The organism is Paenibacillus dendritiformis (genome assembly GCF_015845845.1).
Taxonomy (GTDB): Bacteria; Bacillota; Bacilli; order Paenibacillales; family Paenibacillaceae; genus Paenibacillus_B; species Paenibacillus_B dendritiformis_C.
Window position 1 is genome coordinate 57,695 of the sequence record NZ_LDIG01000080.1, and the last position, 25,124, is coordinate 82,818.

General features: G+C 58.6%; 22 protein-coding genes and 1 other annotated feature. Of the genes, 19 read left to right on the forward strand and 3 right to left on the reverse strand.

Annotated features, from left to right (window positions below):
• The 12 genes from ABD76_RS05995 (at position 1) to leuS (ending at position 13,022) form a co-directional block, all read left to right on the forward strand.
• The gene (locus ABD76_RS05995) at positions 1-1,260 is read left to right on the forward strand and encodes a DUF58 domain-containing protein (RefSeq protein ID WP_197255107.1); all 1,260 of its coding nucleotides are present in this window, start codon (positions 1-3) and stop codon (positions 1,258-1,260) included.
• Entirely contained in the window at positions 1,251-3,506 is a 2,256-nt protein-coding gene (locus ABD76_RS06000) for a transglutaminase TgpA family protein (protein WP_197255109.1), read from the forward strand. The genes ABD76_RS05995 and ABD76_RS06000 overlap by 10 nt, the downstream gene beginning before the upstream one ends.
• A gap of 144 nt (positions 3,507-3,650) precedes the next feature.
• On the forward strand, positions 3,651-4,175 hold the full coding sequence (locus tag ABD76_RS06005) for a YqeG family HAD IIIA-type phosphatase (RefSeq protein ID WP_197255111.1): 525 nt from the start codon (positions 3,651-3,653) through the stop codon (positions 4,173-4,175).
• Positions 4,172-5,290, forward strand: a complete 1,119-nt coding sequence (gene yqeH / locus ABD76_RS06010; protein WP_197255113.1) for a ribosome biogenesis GTPase YqeH — start codon at positions 4,172-4,174, stop codon at positions 5,288-5,290. Before ABD76_RS06005 ends, yqeH begins: the two co-directional genes overlap by 4 nt.
• Before the next feature lie 27 nt (positions 5,291-5,317).
• On the forward strand, positions 5,318-6,211 hold the full coding sequence (gene aroE, locus ABD76_RS06015) for a shikimate dehydrogenase (RefSeq protein ID WP_197255114.1): 894 nt from the start codon (positions 5,318-5,320) through the stop codon (positions 6,209-6,211).
• A 38-nt stretch (positions 6,212-6,249) separates the two neighbouring features.
• Complete coding sequence (gene yhbY, locus ABD76_RS06020) at positions 6,250-6,540, forward strand: ribosome assembly RNA-binding protein YhbY (protein ID WP_197255116.1); 291 nt, start codon at positions 6,250-6,252, stop codon at positions 6,538-6,540.
• Positions 6,541-6,557: 17 nt separating this feature from the next.
• Positions 6,558-7,166 (forward strand): nicotinate-nucleotide adenylyltransferase, encoded by a 609-nt coding sequence (locus ABD76_RS06025; protein WP_197255118.1) that lies wholly within the window; start codon positions 6,558-6,560, stop codon positions 7,164-7,166.
• Positions 7,138-7,713, forward strand: coding sequence for a bis(5'-nucleosyl)-tetraphosphatase (symmetrical) YqeK (gene yqeK, locus ABD76_RS06030; protein WP_197255121.1), 576 nt, complete (start codon positions 7,138-7,140; stop codon positions 7,711-7,713). The genes ABD76_RS06025 and yqeK overlap by 29 nt, the downstream gene beginning before the upstream one ends.
• A gap of 86 nt (positions 7,714-7,799) precedes the next feature.
• A complete protein-coding gene (gene rsfS / locus ABD76_RS06035) occupies positions 7,800-8,147 on the forward strand; it encodes a ribosome silencing factor (RefSeq protein ID WP_197255123.1) in 348 nt (115 codons plus the stop codon).
• Complete coding sequence (locus ABD76_RS06040) at positions 8,144-9,100, forward strand: CvfB family protein (RefSeq protein ID WP_197255134.1); 957 nt, start codon at positions 8,144-8,146, stop codon at positions 9,098-9,100. The genes rsfS and ABD76_RS06040 overlap by 4 nt, the downstream gene beginning before the upstream one ends.
• Positions 9,101-9,187: 87 nt before the next feature.
• A complete protein-coding gene (locus ABD76_RS06045) occupies positions 9,188-9,949 on the forward strand; it encodes a class I SAM-dependent DNA methyltransferase (RefSeq protein ID WP_197255136.1) in 762 nt (253 codons plus the stop codon).
• Positions 9,950-10,061: 112 nt separating this feature from the next.
• Positions 10,062-10,290: a binding site (T-box leader), on the forward strand.
• Positions 10,291-10,580: 290 nt separating this feature from the next.
• Entirely contained in the window at positions 10,581-13,022 is a 2,442-nt protein-coding gene (gene leuS / locus ABD76_RS06050) for a leucine--tRNA ligase (RefSeq protein ID WP_197255138.1), read from the forward strand.
• Here leuS and comER read toward each other — a convergent pair.
• Positions 13,003-13,872 (reverse strand): late competence protein ComER, encoded by an 870-nt coding sequence (gene comER, locus ABD76_RS06055; protein ID WP_338125061.1) that lies wholly within the window; start codon positions 13,870-13,872, stop codon positions 13,003-13,005. The genes leuS and comER overlap by 20 nt on opposite strands.
• A 115-nt stretch (positions 13,873-13,987) precedes the next feature.
• Between comER and ABD76_RS06060 the strand changes: the two genes are divergently transcribed.
• From ABD76_RS06060 to holA, 6 genes are all read left to right on the forward strand, one after another.
• The gene (locus tag ABD76_RS06060) at positions 13,988-14,632 is read left to right on the forward strand and encodes a ComEA family DNA-binding protein (RefSeq protein ID WP_197255142.1); all 645 of its coding nucleotides are present in this window, start codon (positions 13,988-13,990) and stop codon (positions 14,630-14,632) included.
• Between the two features lie 115 nt (positions 14,633-14,747).
• Positions 14,748-15,266: a deoxycytidylate deaminase gene (locus ABD76_RS06065; protein WP_197255144.1), complete on the forward strand. Its 519-nt coding sequence runs from the start codon at positions 14,748-14,750 to the stop codon at positions 15,264-15,266.
• A gap of 198 nt (positions 15,267-15,464) precedes the next feature.
• Positions 15,465-18,074 carry a ComEC/Rec2 family competence protein gene (locus ABD76_RS06070; RefSeq protein WP_242069405.1) on the forward strand — a complete coding sequence of 870 codons (2,610 nt, stop codon included), beginning with the start codon at positions 15,465-15,467 and terminating at the stop codon, positions 18,072-18,074.
• Positions 18,075-18,287: 213 nt separating this feature from the next.
• Positions 18,288-18,833, forward strand: coding sequence for a sigma-70 family RNA polymerase sigma factor (locus ABD76_RS06075; protein WP_197255146.1), 546 nt, complete (start codon positions 18,288-18,290; stop codon positions 18,831-18,833).
• Positions 18,830-20,122 carry a transcriptional regulator gene (locus tag ABD76_RS06080; RefSeq protein ID WP_197255148.1) on the forward strand — a complete coding sequence of 431 codons (1,293 nt, stop codon included), beginning with the start codon at positions 18,830-18,832 and terminating at the stop codon, positions 20,120-20,122. The genes ABD76_RS06075 and ABD76_RS06080 overlap by 4 nt, the downstream gene beginning before the upstream one ends.
• A 299-nt stretch (positions 20,123-20,421) precedes the next feature.
• A complete protein-coding gene (gene holA / locus ABD76_RS06085) occupies positions 20,422-21,468 on the forward strand; it encodes a DNA polymerase III subunit delta (RefSeq protein ID WP_197255150.1) in 1,047 nt (348 codons plus the stop codon).
• Positions 21,469-21,554: 86 nt separating this feature from the next.
• Here the strand turns inward: holA and rpsT are convergent, their stop codons facing one another.
• Positions 21,555-21,827 (reverse strand): 30S ribosomal protein S20, encoded by a 273-nt coding sequence (gene rpsT, locus ABD76_RS06090; RefSeq protein ID WP_168179285.1) that lies wholly within the window; start codon positions 21,825-21,827, stop codon positions 21,555-21,557.
• A gap of 240 nt (positions 21,828-22,067) precedes the next feature.
• On the opposite strand from rpsT, the gene gpr reads away from it, so the two are divergent.
• Positions 22,068-23,069, forward strand: coding sequence for a GPR endopeptidase (gene gpr, locus ABD76_RS06095; RefSeq protein ID WP_197255152.1), 1,002 nt, complete (start codon positions 22,068-22,070; stop codon positions 23,067-23,069).
• A 762-nt stretch (positions 23,070-23,831) separates the two neighbouring features.
• On the opposite strand, the gene ABD76_RS06100 is transcribed toward gpr, so the two are convergent.
• The gene (locus tag ABD76_RS06100) at positions 23,832-25,052 is read right to left on the reverse strand and encodes an IS256 family transposase (RefSeq protein WP_197255154.1); all 1,221 of its coding nucleotides are present in this window, start codon (positions 25,050-25,052) and stop codon (positions 23,832-23,834) included.
• Positions 25,053-25,124: the final 72 nt, after the last annotated feature.

Sequence of the window (25,124 nt, forward strand, 5' to 3'; positions counted from 1 at the left end):
ATGAATTCGCCGCAGCTGGTGCCCCGCCGTCCGCGTTCGCGGAGACGGACATTTCTGATTGCTTTCGTCATTTATGTCAGTTGTGTTTTCTATTTTTTATTCCAGGGCGGCAAGACGTCCTTCATGCTGCTCTCGATGGCGACCGTGCTTGCCGTCTATTGGGGCTGCGGGTGGTTCGGGGGCGTGTCCAAGGTTCGGGGCCAGCGCATGGTCCGGACCGGGACAAGCCGGTTTCTCCCCGCCCAATCCCGTATCGCGGTATCCGTGGAGCTGCGCGTTCCGGGATGGATTCCGCTGCCCTATATCATCGTGCAGGACGGTCTGTACCGCTTCAATGAACTGTACAGCCAGGCGGAGGCGGCCGTTACCCTGAACGCGGGACGGAAGGCCGTATGGACGTACCGGACGCCGCCGCTTCCTCGCGGGGCATACCGCTTGGATGCGACAACATGTTTGTCGAAAGATTTATTCGGCATTTTCGAGCAGCGCGGACAGTTCCATACGCCGTCCTCCTTTTTCATCTTGCCGGCCACGGTTCCCATCCCTTCATGGGCGCAAGCCGGGCATCAAGCGGTCCAGCCCGGACAGACGCTGGCGATGGATAAGAGGAAGCGGGAGTCGACGCAATTGAGCGGCGTGCGGGAATATGTCCATGGCGATCGTCTCTCGCGCATTCATTGGAACGCCACCGCCAAGAGCGGAAGCTTGAAATCGAAGCAGTTCGATCAGGAAGTGCAGGCCCCGATCCTGATCGTGATTGATATTAGAAGAACCTCTTATGAGAATCCGGCCGGCTTCGAATTGGCGCTGTCCGCCGCGGCGTCGGTTGCGCAATATGCGAAGGCGAACCGGCATCCCGCCTATTTGGCCGCGATTGGCGGCTCTCTGCATTGGTGGGACGCCGCGGCCCTCTTGCGCGAACCGGCCGCATACAAGCAATGGTTGGCTACCATTGAGCCGGAGGCGCCGAATCCGCAAGTCAATGATCGGATTGGCCCGATGCTGGCGCAACGCGCCTCCCTGCTGTGCGGGGCGGCCGTTGCCTGGATCGGCGGGGCGGTCTCATCAGGAGATTTGGCGGCGATCGGAGGCCTCCGATCCATCGGCGGAAGCGGCACGTTCATTCACGCCGCCGCCGGCCCCGGCCCCGATGAAGCCGATTTGCTGCGCGTATTGGCGAAGCAGGGCTTTGAATACAAATGGCTGGACGAATTGAACCATCTTCCTAAGCTGCTTGGAGGTGGGATGACATGGAAGTGAATCGGCAGGCGGCACCCGCTTACCCGGGAAGCCCCGTTCCGCCGGAACCGCCCGGAATGGTGAAGCGCTGGCTGCTGGGCGGTTGGAGCGAGCGCCTGTTCTGGACTTGCCTCGCCGTGATGGTATGGCAGTGGATCGTGATGCTGGAGCCGTATTGGTATGACGAGACGATTGCGATGTCCAAGGACGCGCTGCTCATGATATGGGGCGTGTGCGTATTATTTCCCCGGCAATTTTTGGGCCGGCTGCTTCTCGGGCTGCCGCTCGTATTGCGCGTCATCTATATGGAGCTGGTGCGCAATCATTTATGGATCGAGGACGGAGCGGGATGGGAGAGGCTGCAAGCCTTTCATCCTTATATTTGGTTCGTTGCCGGCATTTGGCTCTGCTATGAGGCGCTTAACCAGCTTGTGCGCGGGACCGGCCGCATCATTATATGGCTGCTCATTCAAGTTATCGTCTTCGGCATCCTGGATTCTTTCACCGAGGATATCTTATGGGATCAGGTTGCCTGGATCGTCGGCGCGGCCCTCGTGTGGCTAATCGGGCTCCATTTCTCACAGATGAAGCACAGCTATCCCGAGATGAAGCGAACCTCGCTGCGGTATCTTCTGCAGATGGCGGTCAGCGCCATCGTGGTCATTGCGATGATCATCACGGTCGGGGTGAACATGCCGGGACTGGAGCCGATCCTGACCGATCCGTATACGGCCTGGACGAACCGGAACGGCACTGGCGGCAACATCGTCGAGCGCATCGTCTCGAACGTAACCGGAAACGGAACGCCAACCCCGACGACTTCCGGCTACAGCAACCATGACAGCCAGCTTGGGGACGGCTTTCAGATGGATTATGAGCCGGTGATGACGGTAACCTCCGAAGCCCGCGGCTATTGGCGGGGGGAGGCCAAGGATATATACACCGGTCAGGGCTGGGTCGATGCGAAGCGGGAAGAGAGCCTGGAACCGATGAGTATCGGCGAGCGGTTCGAAGCCAACGACGCTCCTGCGAAGCGGGTTCAGACGAAAGAGATTATCCAGAAGGTGCAGATTCAGAGCGATCAGATATACCCGGTCCTGTTCGGCATGTATTCCGCATCCGCCGTGGAGGAGCTGGAAGGCGGCGATCCGGAGAGACTCGTCTGGAACGGGAGAGAGAGCGAGGTCCGGTACGAGGGGAGAGGCGCAGCCCGCTATCCGTCAAGCTATACGATCGTATCCCATGTCCCGATCATATCGGAACAGGAGCTGCGGGCCGCGCCCCCGGCCGAAGCGCCGGACAGTGTATACCTGCAGCTGCCGGACCGTTTTCCGGAACGAGTCGCCGACCTGGCCCGGAGCCTGACCGAAGGAGAGACGAACAACTACGACAAGGCCAAAAAAATCGAACAGTATTTACGGACCCAGTTCACTTATACGAATGTCCCGGATCTTTCGAAGCGGACCAGCGGCGATTTCGTCGACGGGTTTCTGTTCGAGATCAAGGAAGGGTACTGCGACTACTTCTCCACCTCGATGGCGGTCATGCTCCGCAGCGTGGGCGTGCCGACGCGCTGGGTGAAGGGCTATGCCCCCGGAGCCCGCGAAGGAGCGGAGCGTGAAATGATGACGGGCTCCTTCGATCCCGATGAAGGCGGCCGCTTCCGGGTCACGAATGCGGACGCGCATTCGTGGGTAGAGGTATATATGGGGGAATACGGCTGGGTATCCTTCGAGCCGACTCCGGGATTCAGCATGCCAAGCCCGGAGCAGGAGGAGCAAGAGCCCGGCACGCCGCCCGAGCAGGAGGAAGACAAGCAGCCCGAAATGAAGGAAGAGAAGAAGGCCGGCAAACCGGAAGAAGAGACCTCGCTTCCCGCTTGGGTCGTTACGGCAGCCCGCTCGATCGCGGGCGCTGCGCTGCTCGGACTCCTTGCATGGCTTGTCCGCCAATGGGGGCAGGCCGGATTCTCGCCGCGCTGGCTGCGGACCTTCCGCCGGCAGATATCGCCGAGCGATCGGGTCGTGCTCGAGACGGAGCTGTGGTTGAGCTACTGCCGGCTTCGCGGGCTGCGCAAGGAACCGCATGAGACGGTGCGCGAAGCCGCTTTGCGCTGGAGCGAGGGCCTGCCGCAGTTGGAAGCTTCCCTGCAGATTATCGTCCCGGTGTTCGAGCAGGCGAAATACAGCGGCGAGCCGCTGGAACAAGCCGATGTTGCCCGATTCCGGGAAGCGGTAAGACAGTTCCGCCGCGTCCGCAAGCGTTAATCTCCGCTTGCGTAGCACGCGGGAAGCGGGAGACAGGGAGCCGGAATGTGACGAAATGAAGCCGTTCCGCACGGGAACGGCTTTTTTTTGCACGAAAATCAAAGAATATGGTATAGTTTTTCGTATGAAAACGAGGTGACTGTTTTGTTGGAAAGGCTTATTCCCCGTCTTCGGGTAAGCTCCGTATACGATATTGACTTGGACAAGCTGGCGGAACAAGGCATTCTTGGAATCATTACCGATCTGGACAACACGCTCGTCGGCGCCAAGGTGCCGGAAGCGACCCCGGAACTGGCGGCCTGGCTGGAGGAAGTCAAGCGCCGCGGCTTCAAGGTCGTCATCGTATCGAATAATGATCATACGCGCGTATCCCGGTTCGCCGTCCCGCTCGATCTTCCGTTTATACACGCGGCCCGGAAGCCGGCCCAGCGGGCTTTTCGTCAAGCGCTGGCGCTGATGGGGCTGAAGCCGGAACATACGGCTGTCATCGGCGATCAGATGCTGACGGATGTCTTGGGAGGCAACCGGCTCGGCATATTTACGATATTGGTGCAGCCTATCGCCATTCAGGACGAAGGCTGGGGAACCCGCATCAATCGGCGCATAGAGCGTTATGCCACGTCCCGGTTGAAGCGGAGAGGATTGTGGCAAGAGGAGGAAAAAAGGTGAAGGACAATCAAGAGAAGCAAATATGCAGCGGCTGCGGCGTTACGGTGCAGACCGGGCATCCCGAGCAGATCGGCTATGTACCGGCGTCTGCGCTGAATCGTTCGCCGCTGATTTGCCAGCGCTGCTTCCGGATTAAGCATTATAACGAAGCAGCATCGGTAGCGCTGGATCAGGATGATTTTTTGCGTTTGTTGGGGCGAATCGGCCAGGAAGACGCGCTGGTCATCCATATCGTCGATCTGTTCGATTTTGACGGCAGCGTCATTTCCGGTCTCCAGCGGTTCGTCGGGAACAATCCGGTGCTGCTCGTCGTGAACAAGATCGATTTGCTGCCCCGTTCGACGAACTGGAACCGCTTGACGAACTGGGTGCAGCGGCAGGCGAAGGAGCATGGTCTCCGCATATTGGACGTCATTCTCGTCAGCGCCAAGCGCAATGCCGGCTTCGAGCGGCTGGTGGAACAGATGAGCCATTGGCGGCGCGGCCGCGACGTCTATGTCGTCGGGGCGACGAATGTCGGCAAATCCACGCTGATTAACCGTCTTATTCACGATTACAGCGATATGGATCGCGAACTGACGACATCCCGTTATCCGGGAACGACCCTGGATGTCGTACATATTCCGCTGGATGACGGCAAGCATATCATTGATACGCCGGGCATCGTCTATACGAGCCGCTTGACGGAATTGGCAAGCCGGCAAGATCTGGGGGCCCTGCTGCCGGATAAGCCGCTCAAGCCGGCCGTCTACCAGTTGAACGAAGGACAGACGCTATTTTTCGGGGCGTTTGCGCGCTTTGATTTTGTGGAAGGGGAACGGCAATCCTTTACGTGCTATATATCGAATGGACTTCCGATCCACCGGACGAAGCTGGAGCGGGCAGACGCTTTGTACGAGGAGCACCGCGGCGAGCTGCTGGCGCCGCCGGCGCGGGAACGCCTGGATGAACTTCCGGCCTGGACGAAGCATCAGTACCGGATCGCCAAAGGGTCCGAGACCGATATCTTCATCTCGGGGCTCGGATGGATCAAATGCAACGGCAAGGAAGGCGCGCTTGTGGAGATCTTCGCGCCGAAAGGGGTCAAGGTGCTGACCCGCCGCGCGATGATCTAGCACACTATACCGGGGGGAGCGGATACTATGGTACGGAACGATCTGGCCGGGGCGATGCGGCCTCCGGCGGTCATCGACAGCTCGACCGCCGTGTTCGCGGTCATCGGAGATCCGATCAAGCATTCCAAATCGCCGTTGATGCACAATGCCGCCTTGCGGGAGTTAGGACTGAACGCCGTATATACGGCGTTTCATGTCGCGCCCGAGCAGCTGGGGGAGGCCGTGCAGGGCATGCGCGCCCTTGGCATCGGCGGAATGAACGTAACCATTCCGCATAAGGAAGCCGTCATGGCGCATCTGGATGAAGTGGATGAGAGCGCCAGCGTCATCGGCGCCGTCAACACGATCGTCAACCGGAACGGCCGGCTTATCGGCTACAATACGGACGGGCTCGGCTTCGTCCGTTCGCTGCAGGAAGAGATGATTTCCGATCTCCGTCCATCCCGAATCTTGTTGATCGGGGCCGGCGGGGCGTCGCGCGGCATCGCTTATGCGCTGCTGAAGGCGGGATGCCGGCGCTTGCATATCGCCAACCGCACGCTGGCGCGGGCCGAGGCGCTGGCACGCGATCTGGCCGCCTTCGGGACGGTAGAAGCCGTCCAGCTTGGGGAACGTCCGGCTGTCGGCGCGGACGAGGTGGATATCGTCATTCATACGACCTCGGTCGGCATGCATCCGGACGTGGATGCGGTGCCGTTCGATCCGGACTGGCTGCGCCCGGATATGATCGTGAGCGACATCGTGTACAATCCGCTGGAGACGGCCTTGCTGCGGGAAGCGGGGAAGCGCGGCTGCCGCACCCACAGCGGGCTCGGCATGTTCGTCTATCAGGGCGCGATCGCGCTGGAACTGTGGACGGGCGCCGCAGCGCCTGCGGCGCTGATGCGGGAGCAGGTATGGAATACATTAAGTCACGAATAAACCATTGTTGTTATTAGACATATAAGGCAGGGACAAACATGCTAACAGGAAAACAAAAGCGTTATTTGCGCTCGCTCGCACATCATGTGCAGCCTATTTTTCAAGTAGGCAAAGGAGGAACCAACGATCAGCTTATCCGCCATATCGAGGAAGCGCTGGAAGTGCGCGAGCTGATCAAAGTATCGATCTTGAACAACTGCATGGACGATCGCTTCGAAGTTGCGGAGGAATTGGCGACCCGCTCGGGCGCCGAATTGGTCCAAGTCATCGGGAAAACGATCGTGCTCTACAAGGAATCGGCTGAACATAAACAGATTGAACTGCCATAACCGGCGGAGGTGCAGACGTGAGACAAATCGGGATTATGGGCGGGACATTCAATCCGATCCATCTGGGGCATCTGGTGGCCGCCGAATGCGCCCGCGAAGCCGCAAATCTTGATGAGGTGTGGTTCATGCCCGCTCACGTGCCGCCGCATAAGACGAACCATATTCAGGCCGACGGCAGGCATCGCCTGGAGATGACGAGGCTGGCCATCGCGGGCAACCCGTCGTTCCGGGCGAGCGATTGGGAGCTAACCCGGGGAGGCGTCTCCTACACATATGACACCGTCATCTCTCTCCGGGCTGCCTACCCGGATGTAAGCTGGCACTGGATTATCGGCGGCGATATGGTTGATTACTTGCCGAAGTGGCACCGGATCGACGAATTGATGCGTCTGATCCGCTTCGTCGGGCTGCACCGGCCGGGCATCCGCTGGAGCGAGGAGAAGCTGCCGGCCGCCTGGCGCGGCCGTATCCTGGCGGCGGACATGCCCCAGATGGATATCTCCTCGACGGATATCCGGCAGAGAAGAGCGGCGGGACGCTCGATCCGCTATCTCGTTCCGGAAGCCGTCGAACATTATATGGCAAGGTGGGGATTGTATGAATCTGACACGCCAGCAATTGATTGAATCCGTGCAGGCCCAGATGCCGGCCGCGCGCTGGCGGCATACCCAGGGCGTAATGGATACGGCCGTTATTTTGGCCCGCCGCTTCGGCGCGGATCCGGAGAAGGCGGATCTGGCGGCGATTCTTCACGATGTCGCCAAGTATTGGCCGACCGACCGGATGGAACAGGTCATTCGCGAAGAGAACTTGCCGCCTGAACTGCTGGAATACGACAAGCAGCTGTGGCATGCGCCCGTCGGCGCGGTCGTCGCCGCCCGGGACTACGGGGTGCGGGACGAGGAGGTTCTGGATGCGATCCGCTACCATACATCGGGCCGGGCGCCGATGACTCTGCTCGACAAGGTGGTTTGTCTGGCGGATTATATCGAGCCGGGGCGCGATTTTCCGGGCGTGGATCGAATCCGGGAATTGGCCGAACAGGATGTCAATCTCGCGCTCATCGCCGGCTTCGATTCGACGATCGGCTTTTTGCTCTCCCAGCGCCGGCGTATTTTTCCGCTAACGGTAATTGCACGGAACCGGCTGATTGAAGAATTAGAGCAGAATTAGGGAAGCCTAACGGCAGAAGGGAAACGGAGCTGCATGCAATTCCGTTGCCGGAGTGCCAGTACATGAGGATTAATGGAGGTTACGGTATGACCATTCAACCAAGAGAGCTGCTCGACATCGTCGTCGCGGCGGCGGAAGAAAAAAAAGCGATGGATCTCGTCGTGCTCGATCTGCGGGGGATTTCCCTGATTGCGGATTATTTTGTCATTTGCCACGGGAATTCCGATACCCAGGTGCAAGCCATTACGAACGAGGTCCGCAAACGGGTTCACGAGGCGGGCGTAGCGGTCCGGGGAATGGAAGGCTTGGAATCGTCCCGCTGGGTCCTGCTCGATCTCGGCGATATCGTCATCCACATCTTCCATCGCGACGAGCGCGAATACTATAATATCGAGAAGCTGTGGTCCGACGCGAAAGTTGTGGAGATGGCATGACGCTGACCGCGGGCACGATAACACGGCTGCAGGTGGCACGGGAGGTGTCGCCATACGGCTACTTTCTGACAGACGGGGAACAGGACGTCATTCTTCATTATTCCGAACTGACAGGCCCGGTAAAGCCGGGGGACGAGGTCGACGTCTTTTTATTCTATGATACGGAGGATCGGCTCGCATCGACGATGAAGCGCCCGTATCTGACGCTGGATGAGATTGCCCCGCTCAAGGTGGCGGACATTCATCCCCGGTATGGCTGCTTCCTGGAAATGGGCATCGGGCGCCAACTGCTGCTCCCGAAGAGCGAACTGCCCGAATACGAGCCGCTTCACCCCCAAGTCGGGGACACGGTCTATGTGAAGATGGTCCATGATCGGGTAGGCCGGCTCGTGGCGCGGGCGGCGCTGGAACAGGACCTCGTTCCGCTGGCTTTTGACGCGCCGGCCGCTTGGCGCAACACATGGCATGAGGCCATCGTCTACCGGCCGCTGAAGATGGGGACCTTCTTCGTGCTCGACGGCGGTCCGATCGGCTTCGGGGTCATCGGATTCCTGCACGAGTCGCTTCGGCCGCGGCCGCTCCGGCTCGGGGAGAAGGTGCGCGTGCGCGTCACCCATATCCGCGACGATGGCCGCGTGAACGTGACGATGGCCGAACGCAAGGAAATTGGCATGGATATGGATGCGCAGCGGCTGTTCTCGTTTTTGCGGGAACGCCCGAACGGGGCGATGCCGTATTCGGACGAGACGCCGGCCGATATTGTGAAGCAGCGGTTCGGGATGAGCAAGTCGGCGTTCAAGCGCGCGGTCGGGCGGCTGATGAGGGCCGGCCTCGTCAAGCAGCAAGGAAGCTGGACGGAGCTGACGGAGAAGGGCGCGGCCCTTGGCCCGGATCAACTCCAGCAGATCCTACAGACCGAGAAGCCGGATCCGCCGCGGCCGAAGAAGCGCTGACACGCGGCACGTGAAGAAGCGCTGGCAACGGCGCAGGTGAAGAAGGCTAACAATGCCGCAGCGCGAGGGAAGGACGGAGAGGCTTGAATGGAATCTTACGGCCGCTTTGCCGCGGTCTATGACCGCTTGATGGAGGATATGCCCTATGACGCTTGGGTGCAATTTGCGGAGGAGGCGTGGCGGCGCTATTTGCCGTCGAAGCCGAAGCGGATTGTCGACCTCGGCTGCGGAACGGGCAACATTGCGCTTCCGCTCGCCGCCAGAGGATACGCGCTGACCGGCATTGATCTGTCAGAGACGATGCTGGCCGTCGCCGAGCAGAAGTCCGCCTCCGCGCCCGCGACGTCCGGCAGCATCCGCTGGCTATGCCAGGATATGCGGGCATGGAATGGTGGCGATCCGGCAGACGCTGTCGTCTCGTTCTGCGATTGCCTGAATTACATCACCGAAGAGGAGGATGTGAAGCGGGTATTCGCTGCTACGTACCGGCAGCTCCGCGCCGGGGGCGTCTTCTTGTTCGATGTGCATCATATTCGCCAATTTGAGTCGTATGCGGAGTCGCAGCCTTTCGCGTATGACGAGGACGATCTCGCATATATCTGGTTCTGCGATTATGACGAGGCGAGACGGGAAATCGAGCATCAACTGACTTTTTTCATTCGGCAAGATGGCGGCTCCCTGTTCGAACGGGTCGACGAAACCCATGTTCAGCGCGCCTATGAGACGGAAGCGATGGCGGCCTGGCTGCGCGAGGCCGGATTTGCCCGCGTGGACATGTATGCCGATTTCGCATGGGAGGCGCCGAACGGCCAGTCCGCCCGCATTTTCTATGTTGCAGTCAAGGAATAGCCGCCCATGAAACGGCTGCTAGGCGACAATCGTTGACAATATCCTTAATTTTCATTATGATAGAGATGCTTGCGTAAGCTGGTCAAGGCTATGCATACAATTGAACAAGTGCAATCAGACTGTGATGAGGATTAGTAGCTCGATGCGCGCATCGAACAGAGAGCCGGCGGGTGGTGGAAGCCGGTGATGGGCAGGAGCGAACTCGCCTCGGAGTCTCGCAGCCGAACGGCAGGGAGGCTGTGACGTTTCACCGGCGTTAACGGTGCAGAGGGAGTGGAAGGCAAAGCATGCCTTTCGCTAACTAGGGTGGTACCACGGGAATTGAACCTCTCGTCCCTAGCGTTTTTCGCTAAGGGCGGGAGGTTTTTTTGGCTGTATCGGAATAGAGAAGCGGCGGGCACGCGCATGACGTTTCGGTGGCAGCGGCATGAACCAGGCCCGGTGTCCGGCCGTATCAACGGGTACGGAGCGGAAGCGGGAGGTGACCGCGCGAATCGGGCGGACTGGCCCGATTCGGCACGGAGGGGCAGGAAGGGCCCGTCTCCTGCGGTTCAAGCATGATGATATTCGCATAAGGTGCGGGGCGGGCTGCGCGCGCAGCCTTCGCCGGGCACGGCAAGGAGGAATACGGATGAGTCAAGAAGTCAACCAGCCGCATGGCTATCAACCGCAAATTTTGGAGAAGAAGTGGCAGCAGTACTGGGAGGAGCACAAGACGTTCGCTGCCGAGGAGAACTCCGGCAAGCCGAAGTTCTACGCGCTCGACATGTTCCCGTACCCTTCGGGCGCGGGGCTGCACGTCGGCCACCCGGAAGGATACACGGCGACCGACATCATTTCCCGCTTCAAGCGCATGAGAGGGTACAATGTGCTTCATCCGATGGGCTGGGATGCGTTCGGCCTTCCGGCTGAGCAGCACGCGCTCGACACGGGCGAGCATCCGCGCGACATTACGGTGAAGAACATCAACAATTTCCGCCGCCAGATTAAGTCGCTCGGCTTCTCTTATGACTGGGACCGGGAGATTAGCACGACCGATCCCGACTACTACAAATGGACCCAGTGGATTTTCATCCAGCTTTACAAGCGCGGACTCGCGTATGAAGCGGAAATTCCGGTGAACTGGTGCCCGGCGCTCGGCACGGTGCTGGCGAACGAGGAAGTGATCGACGGCAAGTCGGAACGCGGCGGCCATCCGGTCATCCGCAAGCCGATGCGGCAGTGGGTGCTGAAGATTACGGAATATGCGGAGCGGCTGCTCTCCGATCTGGATGAGCTGGACTGGCCGGAGAGCTTGAAGGATATGCAGCGCAATTGGATTGGACGCTCCGAAGGGGCAGAGGTCCGCTTCGCGATCGACGGACATGACGACCATATCATCGTGTTCACGACCCGGCCGGACACGCTGTTCGGCGCGACATACTGCGTCTTGGCGCCGGAGCACGAACTGGTTGGCCGAATCACGGCTTCCGGGCAGCAAGCGGCGGTTCAAGCTTACCAGGAACAGGCTGCCCGCAAGAGCGACCTGGAGCGCACCGATCTCGCGAAGGATAAGACAGGGGTGTTCACCGGCGCGTATGCGATCAACCCGGTGAACGGGGCGAAGCTCCCGATCTGGATTGCCGACTACGTACTCGCCGGCTACGGAACCGGGGCCATTATGGCTGTTCCGGGCCATGACCAGCGGGACTGGGAGTTCGCGAAGCAATTCGATCTGCCGATCGTGGAAGTCGTCTCCGGGGGAGATGTGACGAAGGAAGCGTTCAGCGGAGACGGGCCGCATGTGAACTCGGACTTCCTGAACGGGCTTGGGAACGCCCAAGCGATTGCCCGCATGAATGAGTGGCTGACGGCGGAAGGCGTCGGCCAGCCTAAGGTGACGTACCGCCTGCGCGACTGGCTGTTCAGCCGCCAGCGTTATTGGGGGGAGCCTATCCCGATTATTCACCTGGAAGACGGCACCATGAAGCCGGTTCCGGAGTCGGAGCTGCCGCTGATGCTGCCGGAGGTCGATCACATTCAGCCGTCGGGCACCGGCGAGTCGCCGCTCGCGAACGTCGCCGAGTGGGTGAATACAGTTGATCCGGAGACAGGAATGCGCGCTCGCCGCGAGACGAACACGATGCCGCAGTGGGCCGGAAGCTGCTGGTACTATCTGCGCTTCATCGATCCGAAGAACGAGAAGGAGCTGTGCTCCAAAGAGAAGCAGGCCGAATGGCTCCCGGTCGATCTGTATATCGGCGGGGTCGAGCATGCGGTCCTCCACTTGCTGTATGCGCGCTTCTGGCATAAGGTGCTCTACGATATCGGCGTCGTCGATACGAAGGAGCCGTTCCAGAAGCTGGTCAACCAGGGGATGATTCTCGGCACGAACGGCGAGAAAATGTCCAAATCCCGCGGCAATGTCATCAATCCGGATGATATCGTGAACGAATTCGGCGCGGATACGCTGCGGATGTATGAAATGTTCATGGGGCCGCTCGAGATTACGAAGCCATGGAACGAGAAGGGCGTCGAAGGCATGTTCCGCTTCCTGAACCGGATCTGGCGCCTGTTCATCGCGGAGGACGGCCAGTTGAACAGCAAGATTACCGACGGGCCGGGAGAAGACAGCTTCATCCGCACCTGGCACAAGACCGTGAAGAAGGTGACCGAGGATATCGAGGCGATGCGCTTCAATACGGCTATCAGCCAATTGATGATCTTCATTAATGACGCGTACAAGGCAGAGACGCTGCCGCGCCAGGCGATGGAGAACTTCGTGCAGCTGCTGTCGCCGCTTGCTCCACATATCGCGGAGGAATTGTGGCAGCGCCTGGGGCATAACGGCACCATCACGTATGTGCCGTGGCCATCGTATGACGAAGCATTGACGGTTGACGCCGAAGTTGAGATCGTCATTCAAGTGAACGGCAAGATAGCGGATCGGATTCGAATCGCCGCCGATGCGGACGAAGCCGCCATGCAGGAAAAAGCGATGTCTCTGCCGAACGTTCAGGACGCCATTGCTGGCAAGACCGTCCGTAAAGTCATCGCTGTCAAAGGCCGGCTGGTCAATATCGTGGTCGGTTAACTTCCTGCCCGGCGAATTGGGAGTGAACCTTTTCCAGGTCCTCTTCATATTTCGCGTGGGTGACCTGAATGAGCTGGTGGAACATATCTGCCAGCTCTTGATTCATCAGCCGGAGCGCCTCGGCGGTGATGCCGCCGGGGACAGCTACGCGCTGCTGCAGCTGTTCCGGAGTGAAGCCCCCTTCCGTGAGGAGCTTGCCGGTGCCCAGCAGCATCTCGCAGGCGAGACGCGACGCTTCGTCACGGCCGATGCCGGTCGCTTCCGTCGCGGCATCGATCCACCGCTGCAGGAAGTAAGCGATGAACGCCGGACCGCAGCTTGACAAGTCGGAAGAGATGCGGGTGTACTTCTCATCGATGCGCAGCGGTTGGCTGATGGATGACATCAGCCGCTCCAGGAGCTCCCGATCCTCCGTCTGAATCCGGCTCCCGTACATACAGAGCGATGCGCCGCTTCGGACGTAGCTCGTAATGCTCGGGATGATTTTCGCCACCTTGCAGGGCAGCTGCCGCTCCAGGTGCTCCAGCAGCACCGGACTCGTAATCGACACCAGGATGAGATCAGGGTGTGCGGCATGCCGTATTTCCTCCAGAACCGACTTGAATTCCAGCGGCTTGACGCACAGAAAAACAATGTCGCTGTGCCGGACCGTCTCCGCATTGCCCGGCGAGACTTGAAGCCCGGGGTGTTGCGATGCAAGGCACTGCACTTTGTCCACCGTACGGTTGCTCGCTATGACCTGCTCCGGTGTCACAGCGCCGGATTGAATCAACGCATCGATCAGCGTTGTCCCCATACTTCCCGTACCGATAAATCCGACCTTCACGGATGTTCCCTCCTCTGTTTGCACATTTGCATACCCTGACGCAGAACGCCCAATATATACGAATGGCTATACTATGTTTTATTACCTATATGTAGGATGGGTTGGCCAATATACGTGTTTTGTCGAAAGGAGAAAATGCATGAAGAAGAGCCGTCATGCGCTATCCTTGCGCGCTTGGATTGCTCTGACGGGGATGGCGATTGCCGGGATTGCCGTCTCTATGGGCTTGTGGATGAAGCCGCAATGGGAGGAAGCTGCGGGCGGATGGACGCCGCTGAATGAAGCGATAGCCGAGCGTCTGGCCGCCGAGGAGGAGGGCGGGGAAATGGCCGAACGGTACGGAAGTCCGAATGCGGCGTCTGCTCATTCCTGGCCGCGAACCGGACGAGAGCAAGGTCCCGAATCGGCCTCGCATGCGGGTCAGACCGACAGTCGGGGCGCAGGAGACCCGAATCGGCCGCGAACGATGCAGGCAGACAAGAGGCGGGCAGAACCGGGCCCCGGCGAACAAGGGGGCGGTTCTCCGGCCTCGGCCGAAGCTCCCGCCGCGGGGCCTTCCGCAGACGCGAAGGCGAGGGGCGCGGCGAGCGGGCGCATCAATATTAACGAGGCCGATGCGGAAGCCTTAATGAAGCTTCCGGGGATCGGTCCCAGCAAATCGCAAGCGATCGTAACATACCGGGAGAAGCACGGCCCGTTCCAGCGGCTGGAGGATTTGAAGAAGGTCAAAGGGATCGGCCCCGCCATCTTTGCCAAGCTCCGCGATCAAGCCTCGATCGAGTAGCTGACAGCCGACCTGGTGACAGATCCGGTTGCGCAGCGGGGACATCGTGCTTACAATGAAGGATAAGAACGATGGCAGCGGTCATCAGCCTACTACAGACGGGAGAATGAATCGGATGACAACAAGTGTACGCAAAGATTGGGACACCTACTTCATGGATATCGCCTATATGGTGTCTACACGTTCACGCTGTCCTAGGCGGCATGTCGGCGCTGTGCTGGTGCAGGGCAAGAAGCTTCTCGGAACGGCCTATAACGGAGCGCCTATGGGAGTGCCGGATTGCAGCGAAGCGGGATGCATGATTGTCGAGCAATACGAGAAAATCGCCGTTGACGGCGAGGAGCGGATGGTGAAGAAGGAACGATGCATCCGCACCATTCATGCCGAGCAAAATCTGCTGCTGTTCACGGATCGGATCGACAGAGAGGGCTCCACGGTGTACGTGACGGACGAGCCGTGCTGGACCTGCGCCAATATGCTGGCGAACAGCGGTGTGACGGAGATCGTGTACCATCGCCCTTATCCGAAGGACAGCGAGAAGGTTGCGGCGATGATGAAGCAGAAGGGAATTACGTTCCGGACGCTGGCCTCCTACCAGCCGCCGCGTGAAACGATAATGGATACGACAGATTGATGATGTGGGGAAGAACCTCCATGCCGGAATTCCGGGCATGCCATGAACATGGGCGGCCGCGGAACGATGGCGTGGAGGTTTTTTTGCGTTCTTCGGCTAGGCGGCGGCCTGAATCCGCTGTCAAGCCGAGCGGGCGGCAACGAGTGTCCGCAACGATGTCAATCAAATGCAAATCACAAGGCAAATCAGGAGGTGAGGTTGAAATTGCTGTCGCGCAGACCGATTGTTGCCGTGGCCGTCTGCTTCGTGATCGGGATTCACGCCGCGGCCGCCTTATCCGCTGTTCATGCCGTACTGGCGGTGACGGGATTGCTGCTGACGCTTCCGCTAGGATGCGCGCTTCGCTGGTGCAGCGGGAGACAGGCGGCTCTCTACGGCGCAGCGCTTCTCTGTTCGGCGTCGCTATACATCGTAACCGAATATCGCAACTCCAGCCGCTGGGTGCCGCCTGCCGATATGGACCAGCCGGCCGCGGAGGGAAGCTGGGACGGCTATATCCTGTCTCCGGCGGAGCGGGACGGGGATCGCGTTCAGTTCCAGTTCCGGGCCGTCTCATGGCAGGGGGAGGCAGAGAGCGGGCCGGAGCCGGTGGACGAGAAGCTGCTTGTCCAGATCCGCCTGTCCGCGCCGTCCGAACTGGACGCGATGGCGCGGTGGGAGCGGGGCCAGCCCGTGCGCCTTCATGGCCAGCTGACGGCGCCGGGAGACGCGTCGAACTTCGGGGCGTTCAGCTATCGGCAGTATCTGCGGCCGCAGCGCATTCATTGGATTCTCCGGGTTGCAGGCGCGGATCAGGCCGTCATCATTGACGGATTGGACCGGAATGGATCCCAGCGGGCGGAACAGGCCGCGCACCGGGCGCTAGCCCGGGTCGATCGGGTCCGCGGAGCGCTCCTGGAGCTTATGGAGCGGCTGTATAAGCAGCCGCATACCGGATATATGCAGGGGCTTGTGCTTGGAAGCCGGACGGAATTGGATCCGGATACATACCGCCAGTTCTCGGAGCTGGGTCTGACGCATGTGCTTGCCATCTCGGGACTTCATGTCGGCGTATTCGCGGGGGCGCTGCTCGGCCTGTTTCGGCTGCTCCGCCTATCGAAGGAAAAGGGGCTGTTGATCGTTCAATGCGGTCTCCCGGCGTATATCCTGTTGACGGGGGCGGCTCCTTCCGTTATCCGGGCAGGGCTGATGTCGATGGTTGCCTTGTACTGCTTGCGCAAGGGCTGGCTGAAGGACGGGCTCCACATCTTGGCCCTCGTCCTGATCGCGATGCTGCTGTGGGACCCGTATTATGCGCTTCAGATCGGCTTTCAGCTGTCGTTCGCCGTGACCGCCGGCTTGATTATCGGGGTGCCCCGGGTCGTGCGGCTGCTGCCGGCCTGGCCGCTGTGGCTGTCCTCTTCCGCCGCCGTAACCTTGGTCGCCCAGGCCGTCTCTTTTCCGTTGACCGTCTATTATTTCCATCAATTTTCGCTCTTGTCGTTCGCGGCCAACTTCCTGCTCGTACCGATTATCAGTCTTGGCGTGCTCCCGGCTGGAACGCTCTCGCTCCTCGCGGGTCTTCTCTATGAACCGGCTGCGCGCCCGCTCGCCTGGATCGTGTCGCAGATGAACGGGCTGACATTCCGGATCGTCGAATGGCTGGCAGCCATCGAAGGCCCGAGCTTAATCTGGCCGCAGCTCCCGATATGGTGGATTGGCGCTTACTACGGAAGTCTATGTCTTGCCTTCGCTTCATGGCGCTGGACGGCGAAAGACGGAGGCGCGTTGCCCCGCAGCCGGGTGGGAACCGAGGGAGATACGCAGCCGCTGGGCACATTCGTGGAGGTGGAGCCCTCCCTTGGAGGTATCCGCCGCATCGCCTCCGTCTTGGCGGCCGTCCCGCTCGCCATGCTTCTTGTCTGGGGCTACCGGGATGGCCTCGGCCGAGATGCGGTGGTCAGCTTCATTGATGTCGGCCAAGGTGACAGTATTCTGATTCGAACGGCTTCCGGCAAGCATGTGCTGGTCGACGGAGGAGGAACCGCGAATTTCCGGAGGCCGGGAGATCGATGGAGAGAACGCCGCGTGCCGTTCGAGATCGGCGAGAAGGTGATCGTTCCCCTGTTGAAGCAGCGGGGCGTCCGGCGGCTGGACGCGGTCGTGCTGACGCATGCCGATCAAGATCATGCCGGCGGGCTATTGGCAGTCTTGCGGCATACTCCGGTCAGCCGCTTCATTACGAACGGCACGTGGAAGTCCTCGGCGACGATGAGGGAGCTGTACCGGACGGCACTGGAGAAGCGCATCCCGATCAGAGGCGGCCATGCCGGCCATTCGTGGATGGTCGATGAATGGACACGAATCGACGTCCTCTATCCGATAGCGGAGAGCGGCGCGAGTCTTCTCCCGGACGAGAAGAATCAAAATCGCGCTTCCCTCGTGCTGCTGCTGACGCTGACCCATCCGCGCAGCAAGGCGCAGGCGACGATGCTGCTGCCGGGGGATGTGGAAGCCGATGGAGAACGGCGCATGCTGGCTGGAGCTGCGGACCAAGGCCGGCTGCCGCCCGTGGACGTATACAAGGTGGCGCATCATGGAAGCCGGACGTCCTCTATCCCGGAATGGATAGAAGCGATTCGGCCGGCGGCAGGCGTCATCTCGCTCGGACGCAACAACCGCTACGGGCATCCGCATCCGAACGTGCTCGCCACGTTGGCGCGCGCCCAGGTGCCCGTGCTCCGGACCGATTGGGACGGAGAGATCCAGTTCAGGCTGACGGCACAGGGTTTGAAGGTGCGGACAAAGCGTGATAGGATAGTTCCATAGAGTTAGAGAGCAGCTTCAAGCACGTCGGCCTGACGTGCTTTTTGCGGCTTGTCACCTTGTTGTATCATGCAATGCAAATCAAAGCATCTTTTGCTATGCTAAGTGATGAATTTATGCGGATGAGAGAATAAACTACAAATTGGAAGTGAACCACTGCAACCATTTGTGGCTTAGGCACGTCAATGGATATGCAAGAGAGGGGGATAACAGGTAGTGGATTCGGGACTGATACGAGCCGCTCAATCCGGCGATCGCGACGCTTTAATCACTCTTTTGCGGGAAATAGAACAATACGTGTATCGGACAGCTTATTATATCCTCAATAATGAGCAGGATGCACTGGACGCGTCCCAAGAAGCTTTAATCCGGATTTATTCCAAAATTCAATCTTATGAGGAAAAAGCTCAGTTCAAAACATGGGTGCAGCGGATTGTGACGAATATTTGCATTGACAAATTCCGGCGCAATCGCCCGACGGTCTCGATTGATGAGCATGACCTCGTATTTGTCGGGGAAGAGAGTGTAGAGAAGGAAGTGATGTCCGCCTACGTGGCTCAGGACATACGTGAGGCAATAGATCGGCTGCCTGAACATCATCGTGCGGTCGTCGTTCTGCGATATCTGCAAGATTTCTCCTACAACGAGATTGCGGATAGCTTGAATTTGCCGTTGAACACGGTCAAATCCTATCTATTTCGCGCCCGGCAACAACTGCAGACGATGCTGCAAGATTATGAGAAAGGTGGTGTACGAGGATGAACTGTGCAGAGGTGATGGAACTGAAGCAACGCAGCTTGGACGGTGAGTTGACGCAGTCGGAAGAGAGCCTGCTGACAGAGCATATCCGCCGATGCCCCGCCTGCGCAGAGATGGCAGAACGGTTAGAGAATATTCATCGGGAACTGGTTCAGCTTCCGAAGGTCGCTCCCCCTTACAGTCTGGTGGATGCGATATTGCCTTCCTTGCAGCAGATAGATAAGCAGCAGGCGGCAGCCGCGGACGCATCGCCTTCCCGGGCTTCGGGCGCCATGGAGCGGCAGGGAAGCGATGCGGCGGCCCGGAAGCCAGGGCAGAAGCCGGAGGCCGTAACTTCGATACAGAAATGGTATCACAAGCGGCAATGGCGTTCAGCAGGAGCCGTGGTGGCCGCAGGTCTCGTCTTCGGATTATTCATGGTGATGTTCAAGCCGCCGACGGCAACGGAGCAGGCAGGCGACTTCGCGGAATTGAGGCAGCCGGCGCAAGAATCTGTCGGCGCGGCGGATTCGAGCCAGCCGCTTCGGAGCAGTCAACCGGACGGGAAGCCGGTGCCGCAGGAAGCCAACGCCGGAACGGGCAACGATGATCATGCGTCGGGCAAGCAGCACCAACAGGAGGCCCAACCGCCAGGCAACGCTGGAGAGAAGAAGGAGGAAGCGCCGTCCATTGCGCCGCCGAAGCCGGCGGAAGGCCGCGGCGCGGCAGATCGTTCGAGCAAGGGCGAGAAGCCGGAGCGGGATCGGAAGCCGGTGGCAACGCCTGCCGAGAAGCAAGAGAAGAGCGGACAGCAAGACAAGAAGGCCGAGGAGCCTGCGGCCGGCAAGCAGCATACCGGCACGGAGCAAGATGTGTCGCAGGACAGCCAGATGCCGCCGTCCATTGCCGCCGTTCCGGAAAATGAAGTCCCGGAGAACGGTTCGAGCGCCGATGCCGGCAGCATGGGGTTCGCGGATAAGGATCTGAACCGTCAATCTCTGTTCGCGGCGTCGAAGGAAGCGACATCGCCGGACGGCAAATGGATGGTCGTATGGGAGAACGGCCAGCTCATATTGTACGGCGTCAACGACACGGAGCAGACCAAGCTGCAGACGCTGGCATTCGCCGACATGCCGGAGGACCTGATCTGGTCTTCGGACAGCAGCCGTCTCGAAGTAAAAGTGCGGACAGCGGACGGAGTGCGCCAGTTCCATTATGACGTGTCTTCGAACGGACTGACGGAAACGGCCGCCAGCGAGACCGATAAGAAGGAGCCTGTCGTGGTGCCTGGCACGGCCAAGCCGGCAACCTAGGGCGCCGCAGGCTCGCGTGCTGTCAAAAATGGGCTGCGCTATGCCCCGGGAAGCGGCACACATTCGGCGCGGCGCGCGTATGATGAGGTATCAAAGGAAATGAAGCAAGTGACGTTCCCGTACGTCGTGTGACCGTTTGCGCGGAGTTTCTAGAGCTTCGCTGCAGGCGTTTATCATAGATGGTATGGGACAAAGGGACTAGCGCCGCCCGTCAGGGCTGCGCCGGTCCCTTTGTTTTTTTGCGGCGTTCCGCAATTTTTGCTATCATGAAGTGCATAGACAGGGGGAGGCATAAGGCATTGGATATGAAAGCGGCGATTAAAGAGATCCAGCGCGGGGAGCCGCGCCCGATATATGTACTTTACGGTACGGAAAAATACAGAATGCAGGAATTCGTTCAGTATTTGCTGGAGCATGTCTTCGAGCCGGAGAACCGGGAATTGGCCATAATGAAGATGGACACGGCCGAAGCTCCGATCGAGGCTGTCATCGAAGAAGCGGAGACTCTGCCGTTTCTTGTGCCCCGGAAGTGCATCCTGGTCAAGGATCATTCGATTTTTGCCTCCGGGAAGGACAAGATGGAGCATCGCACCGAGCGGCTGCTTGAATATATGGAACAGCCGATGGAGACCAGCATTATCATCTTCCTGGTGCAGGCGGACAAGCTGGATGAGCGCAAGAAGACGGTCAAAACCGCCAAGGCGAAGGCCGCGGTGCTCGCTTTTCAGCCGCTGGGGGCCGAGGAGCTGGCGCAGTGGGTAAAGCGGGAGACGGGCAAGCATGGCTGCTCCATCGGGGAGGAAGCGGTAACGGCTCTGTTGAACGCGGTAGGGACGAATCTGCAGGCGCTGGCGGGCGAGATTGAGAAATGCTGCTTGTTCGCCGGGGAAGGCGGCGTCATTGATACGGCGACGGTTGAAGGGCTTATTCCCAAAAACACGGAGCAGAATGTCTTCCAATTGGTCGAGGATGTCGTTCGCCATCGGGCGGGCAAAGCATTGGGGACCCTGCACGAACTGCTGAAGCAGAAGGAGGAGCCGATTAAGATTTTGGCGCTCATCGTCCGGCAGCTCCGGATGATGCTTCAAGTCAAGGAGCTGACGAACCAGAGCTTCACGCAGCAGCAGGCGGCCTCTCAGCTCGGAATCCATCCTTATGCGGCCAAGATGGCGGCCGAACAGGCGCGCGCCTACGGAACCGATGTGTTGGCCGGATGGTTGGCCGAGGCGGCCGAGCTCGATTATGAGATGAAGTCGGGGCGGGTGGACAAGACGCTCGGTCTCGAAATGTTCATCATGCGGATGGCGGCGGGCCGCACGCGGAGCGGAATGGCCGGTTCCCGCTAGCCCGCCATCAACAAAAGCCCGAAGACGGACGCGCAGGCGTTCATCTTCGGGCTTCTTTGCTGCATTTAAGTATGAAAGGCTGCTGCTTACGCTTGTGCGAGCAGAGCGTTCAATTTTTGTGCCAAGCGGGACTTCTTGCGGGCAGCCGCATTTTTGTGGATCAAGCCTTTTGTAACGGCTTTGTCCAATTTCTTCGAAGCCAGAGCGACAGCTCCTTTGGCAGTTTCCACTTCATTGTTAGCCAATGCAGCGTCAGCTGCTTTGACAGCCGTACGAAGTGCGGACTTCTGAGAAGCGTTCAACAGACGGCGCTTGTCGTTCGTTTTTACGCGTTTCACAGCGGATTTAATGTTAGGCATTGCATTCACCTCCGTTGCATCGTAGTGCGACAAATCGAATCTATACCATTTCCAGATCAGCATGAGATAGATTCACAACTTAAAATATTCTAGCATGACATACCCTAAAAAGCAATATGTTTGCCGCGGTCTCCCAATTTGCAAATAGGCATCGGTAAGCGATATTTCCGCTGCTGCCGCATAAAGTTGGCCTCCATCAGACACAATATCTGCAAAATGGAACTTTTGGGAGGTAGACTTATGACGGCGGATTTGCGCAATTATTCGGTTCGTACCGATTTGGCGTTGGAATCCAGGGAAATGGCATCCCCTGATCGCGCCGCCTCCATTCCCGGAGTGCAGGAGCATGTCGAGGAGGATCGCGGCATCAAAATAACGCGGATTCATGTGCAGACGGAGGAAGGCTCACGCGCCATCGGCCGCATCCCGGGACGTTACATCACGATTGAAGTGCCGGGCTTGCGGCGCAAAGATTCCGACCTTCAGGACCGCGTCGCCGCATCGTTCGCGAAGCTGTTCGCTTCTTTCCTCGAAGAAATCGGGATTGGATCTTCCTCGAAGGTGCTGATCGTCGGTCTCGGGAACTGGAATGTGACTCCCGATGCGCTTGGGCCGCTCGTCGTCGAGAATGTGCTGGTCACCCGTCATTACTTCGAGGTAATGCCGGACCAAGTCAGCCCCGGCTACCGTGAGGTCAGCGCCGTCGCTCCCGGCGTGCTCGGCGTGACGGGGATCGAGTCAAGCGATATCGTGCAAGGCATCGTCGATCAAATCCGCCCCGATCTGATCATCGCGATCGATGCGCTCGCCTCCAAAGCGCTGGAGCGGGTCAATACGACGATCCAGATTGCCGATATCGGAATTCACCCCGGCTCCGGCATCGGGAACAAGCGGCGCGGGCTGACCCGGGAGATTCTCGGGGTGCCGTGCATTGCCATCGGCGTGCCGACCGTATGCTACGCTTCGACCATCGTGAACAACGCCTTCGAAATGATGCGGGAGCACTTCAAGCAGGAGACCAATCAGACCCGGCACATCCTCGGCATTCTCGATGAGATCGGCGAGCAGGACCGGCTGCTGCTGGTGAAAGAAGTGCTGGAGCCGCTTGGCCATGATCTGATCGTGACGCCGAAGGAAGTCGACGAATTCATGGAGGATATGGCCAACATTATCGCCAGCGGCCTGAACGCGGCGCTGCACGAAGCGGTTGACAGCAGCAACGTGTCCGCCTATACGCACTGATGATGGACGAAGACGAGGAAGCCGGGAGCTATCCGGCTTCCTGGCCAGACAAGAGGCGGGAAACGGGGGGAGCTTTACGCTACCCTCGTTGAGCTGCACGGAGTTGATTGAGATTGCATTTACAGAGCTTGATTTGCTTTGAGCCGCTTCAGTTGGCTAGATTGCTTTGGATGGATTGGGATTGAATTGGGTTTGAAGTTGCTTGAGTCGGCCGAGATTGAATTGCTTTAATTGACTTGATCTGAATGGGTTAAGCGAACTGAATGTACTGAGTATACTAAGTTGCTGAGGAACTGAGTGTGCTAAGTGGACCGAGTGAATGCGTAACGAGTGAACTGAGTGTGCTAAGTGGACCGAGTGAACGAGCAATGAGTAGACTGGGTGCGCTAAGATGAACCGAGTGAACGCGTAACGAGTGAACTGAGTGTGCTAAGTGAACCGAGTGAACGCGTAACGAGTGAACTGAGTGTGCTAAGTGAACCGAGTGAACGCGTAACGAGTGAACTGAGTGTGCTAAGTGAACCGAGTGAACGCGTAACGAGTGAACTGAGTGTGCTAAGTGAATCGAGTGAACGCGTAACGAGTAAGCTAAGTATTGCTTAGTGAATCAAGTGAATGTGTAACAAGTAAACTAAGCTCACTAGGGCTGCCCTATCTGGCCAAACTTTCCTGAAAACTGCAAAAATGCAGCATTTCTAGGGTCTGTCAAGAGTTTTGTGTAAACGCATTGATGATGAAGCCCCCTCGGGGGCGGTTCGCCCCTTAGCTTAAATGTTGTCCGACCCGATCCGGGAAGAAGATGGAGAGCTGGAGGAGGATTTGTCCCCAGTTCTGCACGCGCCCCGTCCATTTGCGAGTCACATCCATCGTCGCCAGGTACAGCATCTTCAGCAACGCCTCGTCCGTCGGGAAGATGCTCTTGCCCTTGGTCACTTTGCGAAGTTGGCGATGGTAGCTCTCGATGATGTTTGTGGTATAAATCAACTTACGGATCTCTGGCGGAAACTTGAAGAAGGTCGCGAGCTCATCCCAATTGTTGCGCCAGGAACGGATAATGAGCGGGTACTTCGTTCCCCAGACTTCTTCAAAGCGATCCAATTCCACAAGAGCGGCTTCTTCCGTGCTCGCCTTGTAGATCGGCTTCAGATCGGCAGTGACCTTCTTTAGGTCCTTGTAGGACACATAGCGCGTTGAATTGCGAATCTGATGAATGATGCATTTCTGAATCTCCGTCTGTGGATAGCATGCGGTGATGGCCTGCGAGAAGCCGGTCAGGTTGTCCACACACGTAATGAGAATGTCCTGTACGCCGCGATTCTTCAACTCATTCAGCACGCTCAGCCAGAACTTTGCAGATTCATTCTCGCCGATCCAGATGCCCAGAACATCCTTGTTGCCATCCAAATCGATGCCGATGACCATGTAAGCCGCCTTATTGACGATGGCGCCATCTTGCTTCACTTTAAAGTGAATGGCGTCCAAAAATACAACGGCATACACGCTTTGCAGCGGCCGGTTTTGCCATTCTTTGACCAGGGGCATGATCTTGTTGGTGACATTGGAGATAAGCGTAGGGGACACCTCAATGCCGTATAGCTGCTGGAGATGATCCTGAATCTCCCGTGTGCTTACGCCCTTGGCATAGAGCGCAATGATCTGATCCTCAATGCCGGTCACGTTCGACTGATACTTTTTCACCACCAGTGGCTCGAACTCACCTTGCCGGTCGCGGGGCACCGAAATCTCTTGCTCCCCATACTCACTGGTGATCTTCTTGCGGCTCTTGCCATTGCGTGAATTGGAGGTGGTCTTCTCCGCTTTCTCATGCTTCTCATAGCCCAGATGCGTGTCCATCTCGGCCTCCAGCATTTCCTGAATCGTCTCGGCGAACAGATCCTTCAAGGCGTTTTGCGCATCTTTCGCGGTCATGAGCTTGTTCTCTTTAATAAACGCTCGTAGTTGCTCTTTCGTCCATAGTCCCATGTGTTCTCCCAACCTTTCTATTAGTTCCATTTTAATAGGTTTTGGAGTTTACACAAACTATTTTACAGACTC

What these genes read in the sequence shown, in the direction of transcription:
- yqeK (WP_197255121.1), top strand. Translation starts at nt 7,138, where the DNA reads ATGAATCTGACACGCCAGCAATTGATTGAATCCGTGCAGGCCCAGATG.
- ABD76_RS06000 (WP_197255109.1), top strand. Translation starts at nt 1,251, where the DNA reads ATGGAAGTGAATCGGCAGGCGGCACCCGCTTACCCGGGAAGCCCCGTT.
- leuS (WP_197255138.1), top strand. Translation starts at nt 10,581, where the DNA reads ATGAGTCAAGAAGTCAACCAGCCGCATGGCTATCAACCGCAAATTTTG.
- ABD76_RS06080 (WP_197255148.1), top strand. Translation starts at nt 18,830, where the DNA reads ATGAACTGTGCAGAGGTGATGGAACTGAAGCAACGCAGCTTGGACGGT.
- rpsT (WP_168179285.1), bottom strand. Translation starts at nt 21,827, where the DNA reads ATGCCTAACATTAAATCCGCTGTGAAACGCGTAAAAACGAACGACAAG.
- ABD76_RS06100 (WP_197255154.1), bottom strand. Translation starts at nt 25,052, where the DNA reads ATGGGACTATGGACGAAAGAGCAACTACGAGCGTTTATTAAAGAGAAC.
- aroE (WP_197255114.1), top strand. Translation starts at nt 5,318, where the DNA reads ATGGTACGGAACGATCTGGCCGGGGCGATGCGGCCTCCGGCGGTCATC.
- ABD76_RS06045 (WP_197255136.1), top strand. Translation starts at nt 9,188, where the DNA reads ATGGAATCTTACGGCCGCTTTGCCGCGGTCTATGACCGCTTGATGGAG.
- rsfS (WP_197255123.1), top strand. Translation starts at nt 7,800, where the DNA reads ATGACCATTCAACCAAGAGAGCTGCTCGACATCGTCGTCGCGGCGGCG.
- yhbY (WP_197255116.1), top strand. Translation starts at nt 6,250, where the DNA reads ATGCTAACAGGAAAACAAAAGCGTTATTTGCGCTCGCTCGCACATCAT.
- ABD76_RS06040 (WP_197255134.1), top strand. Translation starts at nt 8,144, where the DNA reads ATGACGCTGACCGCGGGCACGATAACACGGCTGCAGGTGGCACGGGAG.
- gpr (WP_197255152.1), top strand. Translation starts at nt 22,068, where the DNA reads ATGACGGCGGATTTGCGCAATTATTCGGTTCGTACCGATTTGGCGTTG.
- ABD76_RS05995 (WP_197255107.1), top strand. Translation starts at nt 1, where the DNA reads ATGAATTCGCCGCAGCTGGTGCCCCGCCGTCCGCGTTCGCGGAGACGG.
- ABD76_RS06060 (WP_197255142.1), top strand. Translation starts at nt 13,988, where the DNA reads ATGAAGAAGAGCCGTCATGCGCTATCCTTGCGCGCTTGGATTGCTCTG.
- ABD76_RS06065 (WP_197255144.1), top strand. Translation starts at nt 14,748, where the DNA reads ATGACAACAAGTGTACGCAAAGATTGGGACACCTACTTCATGGATATC.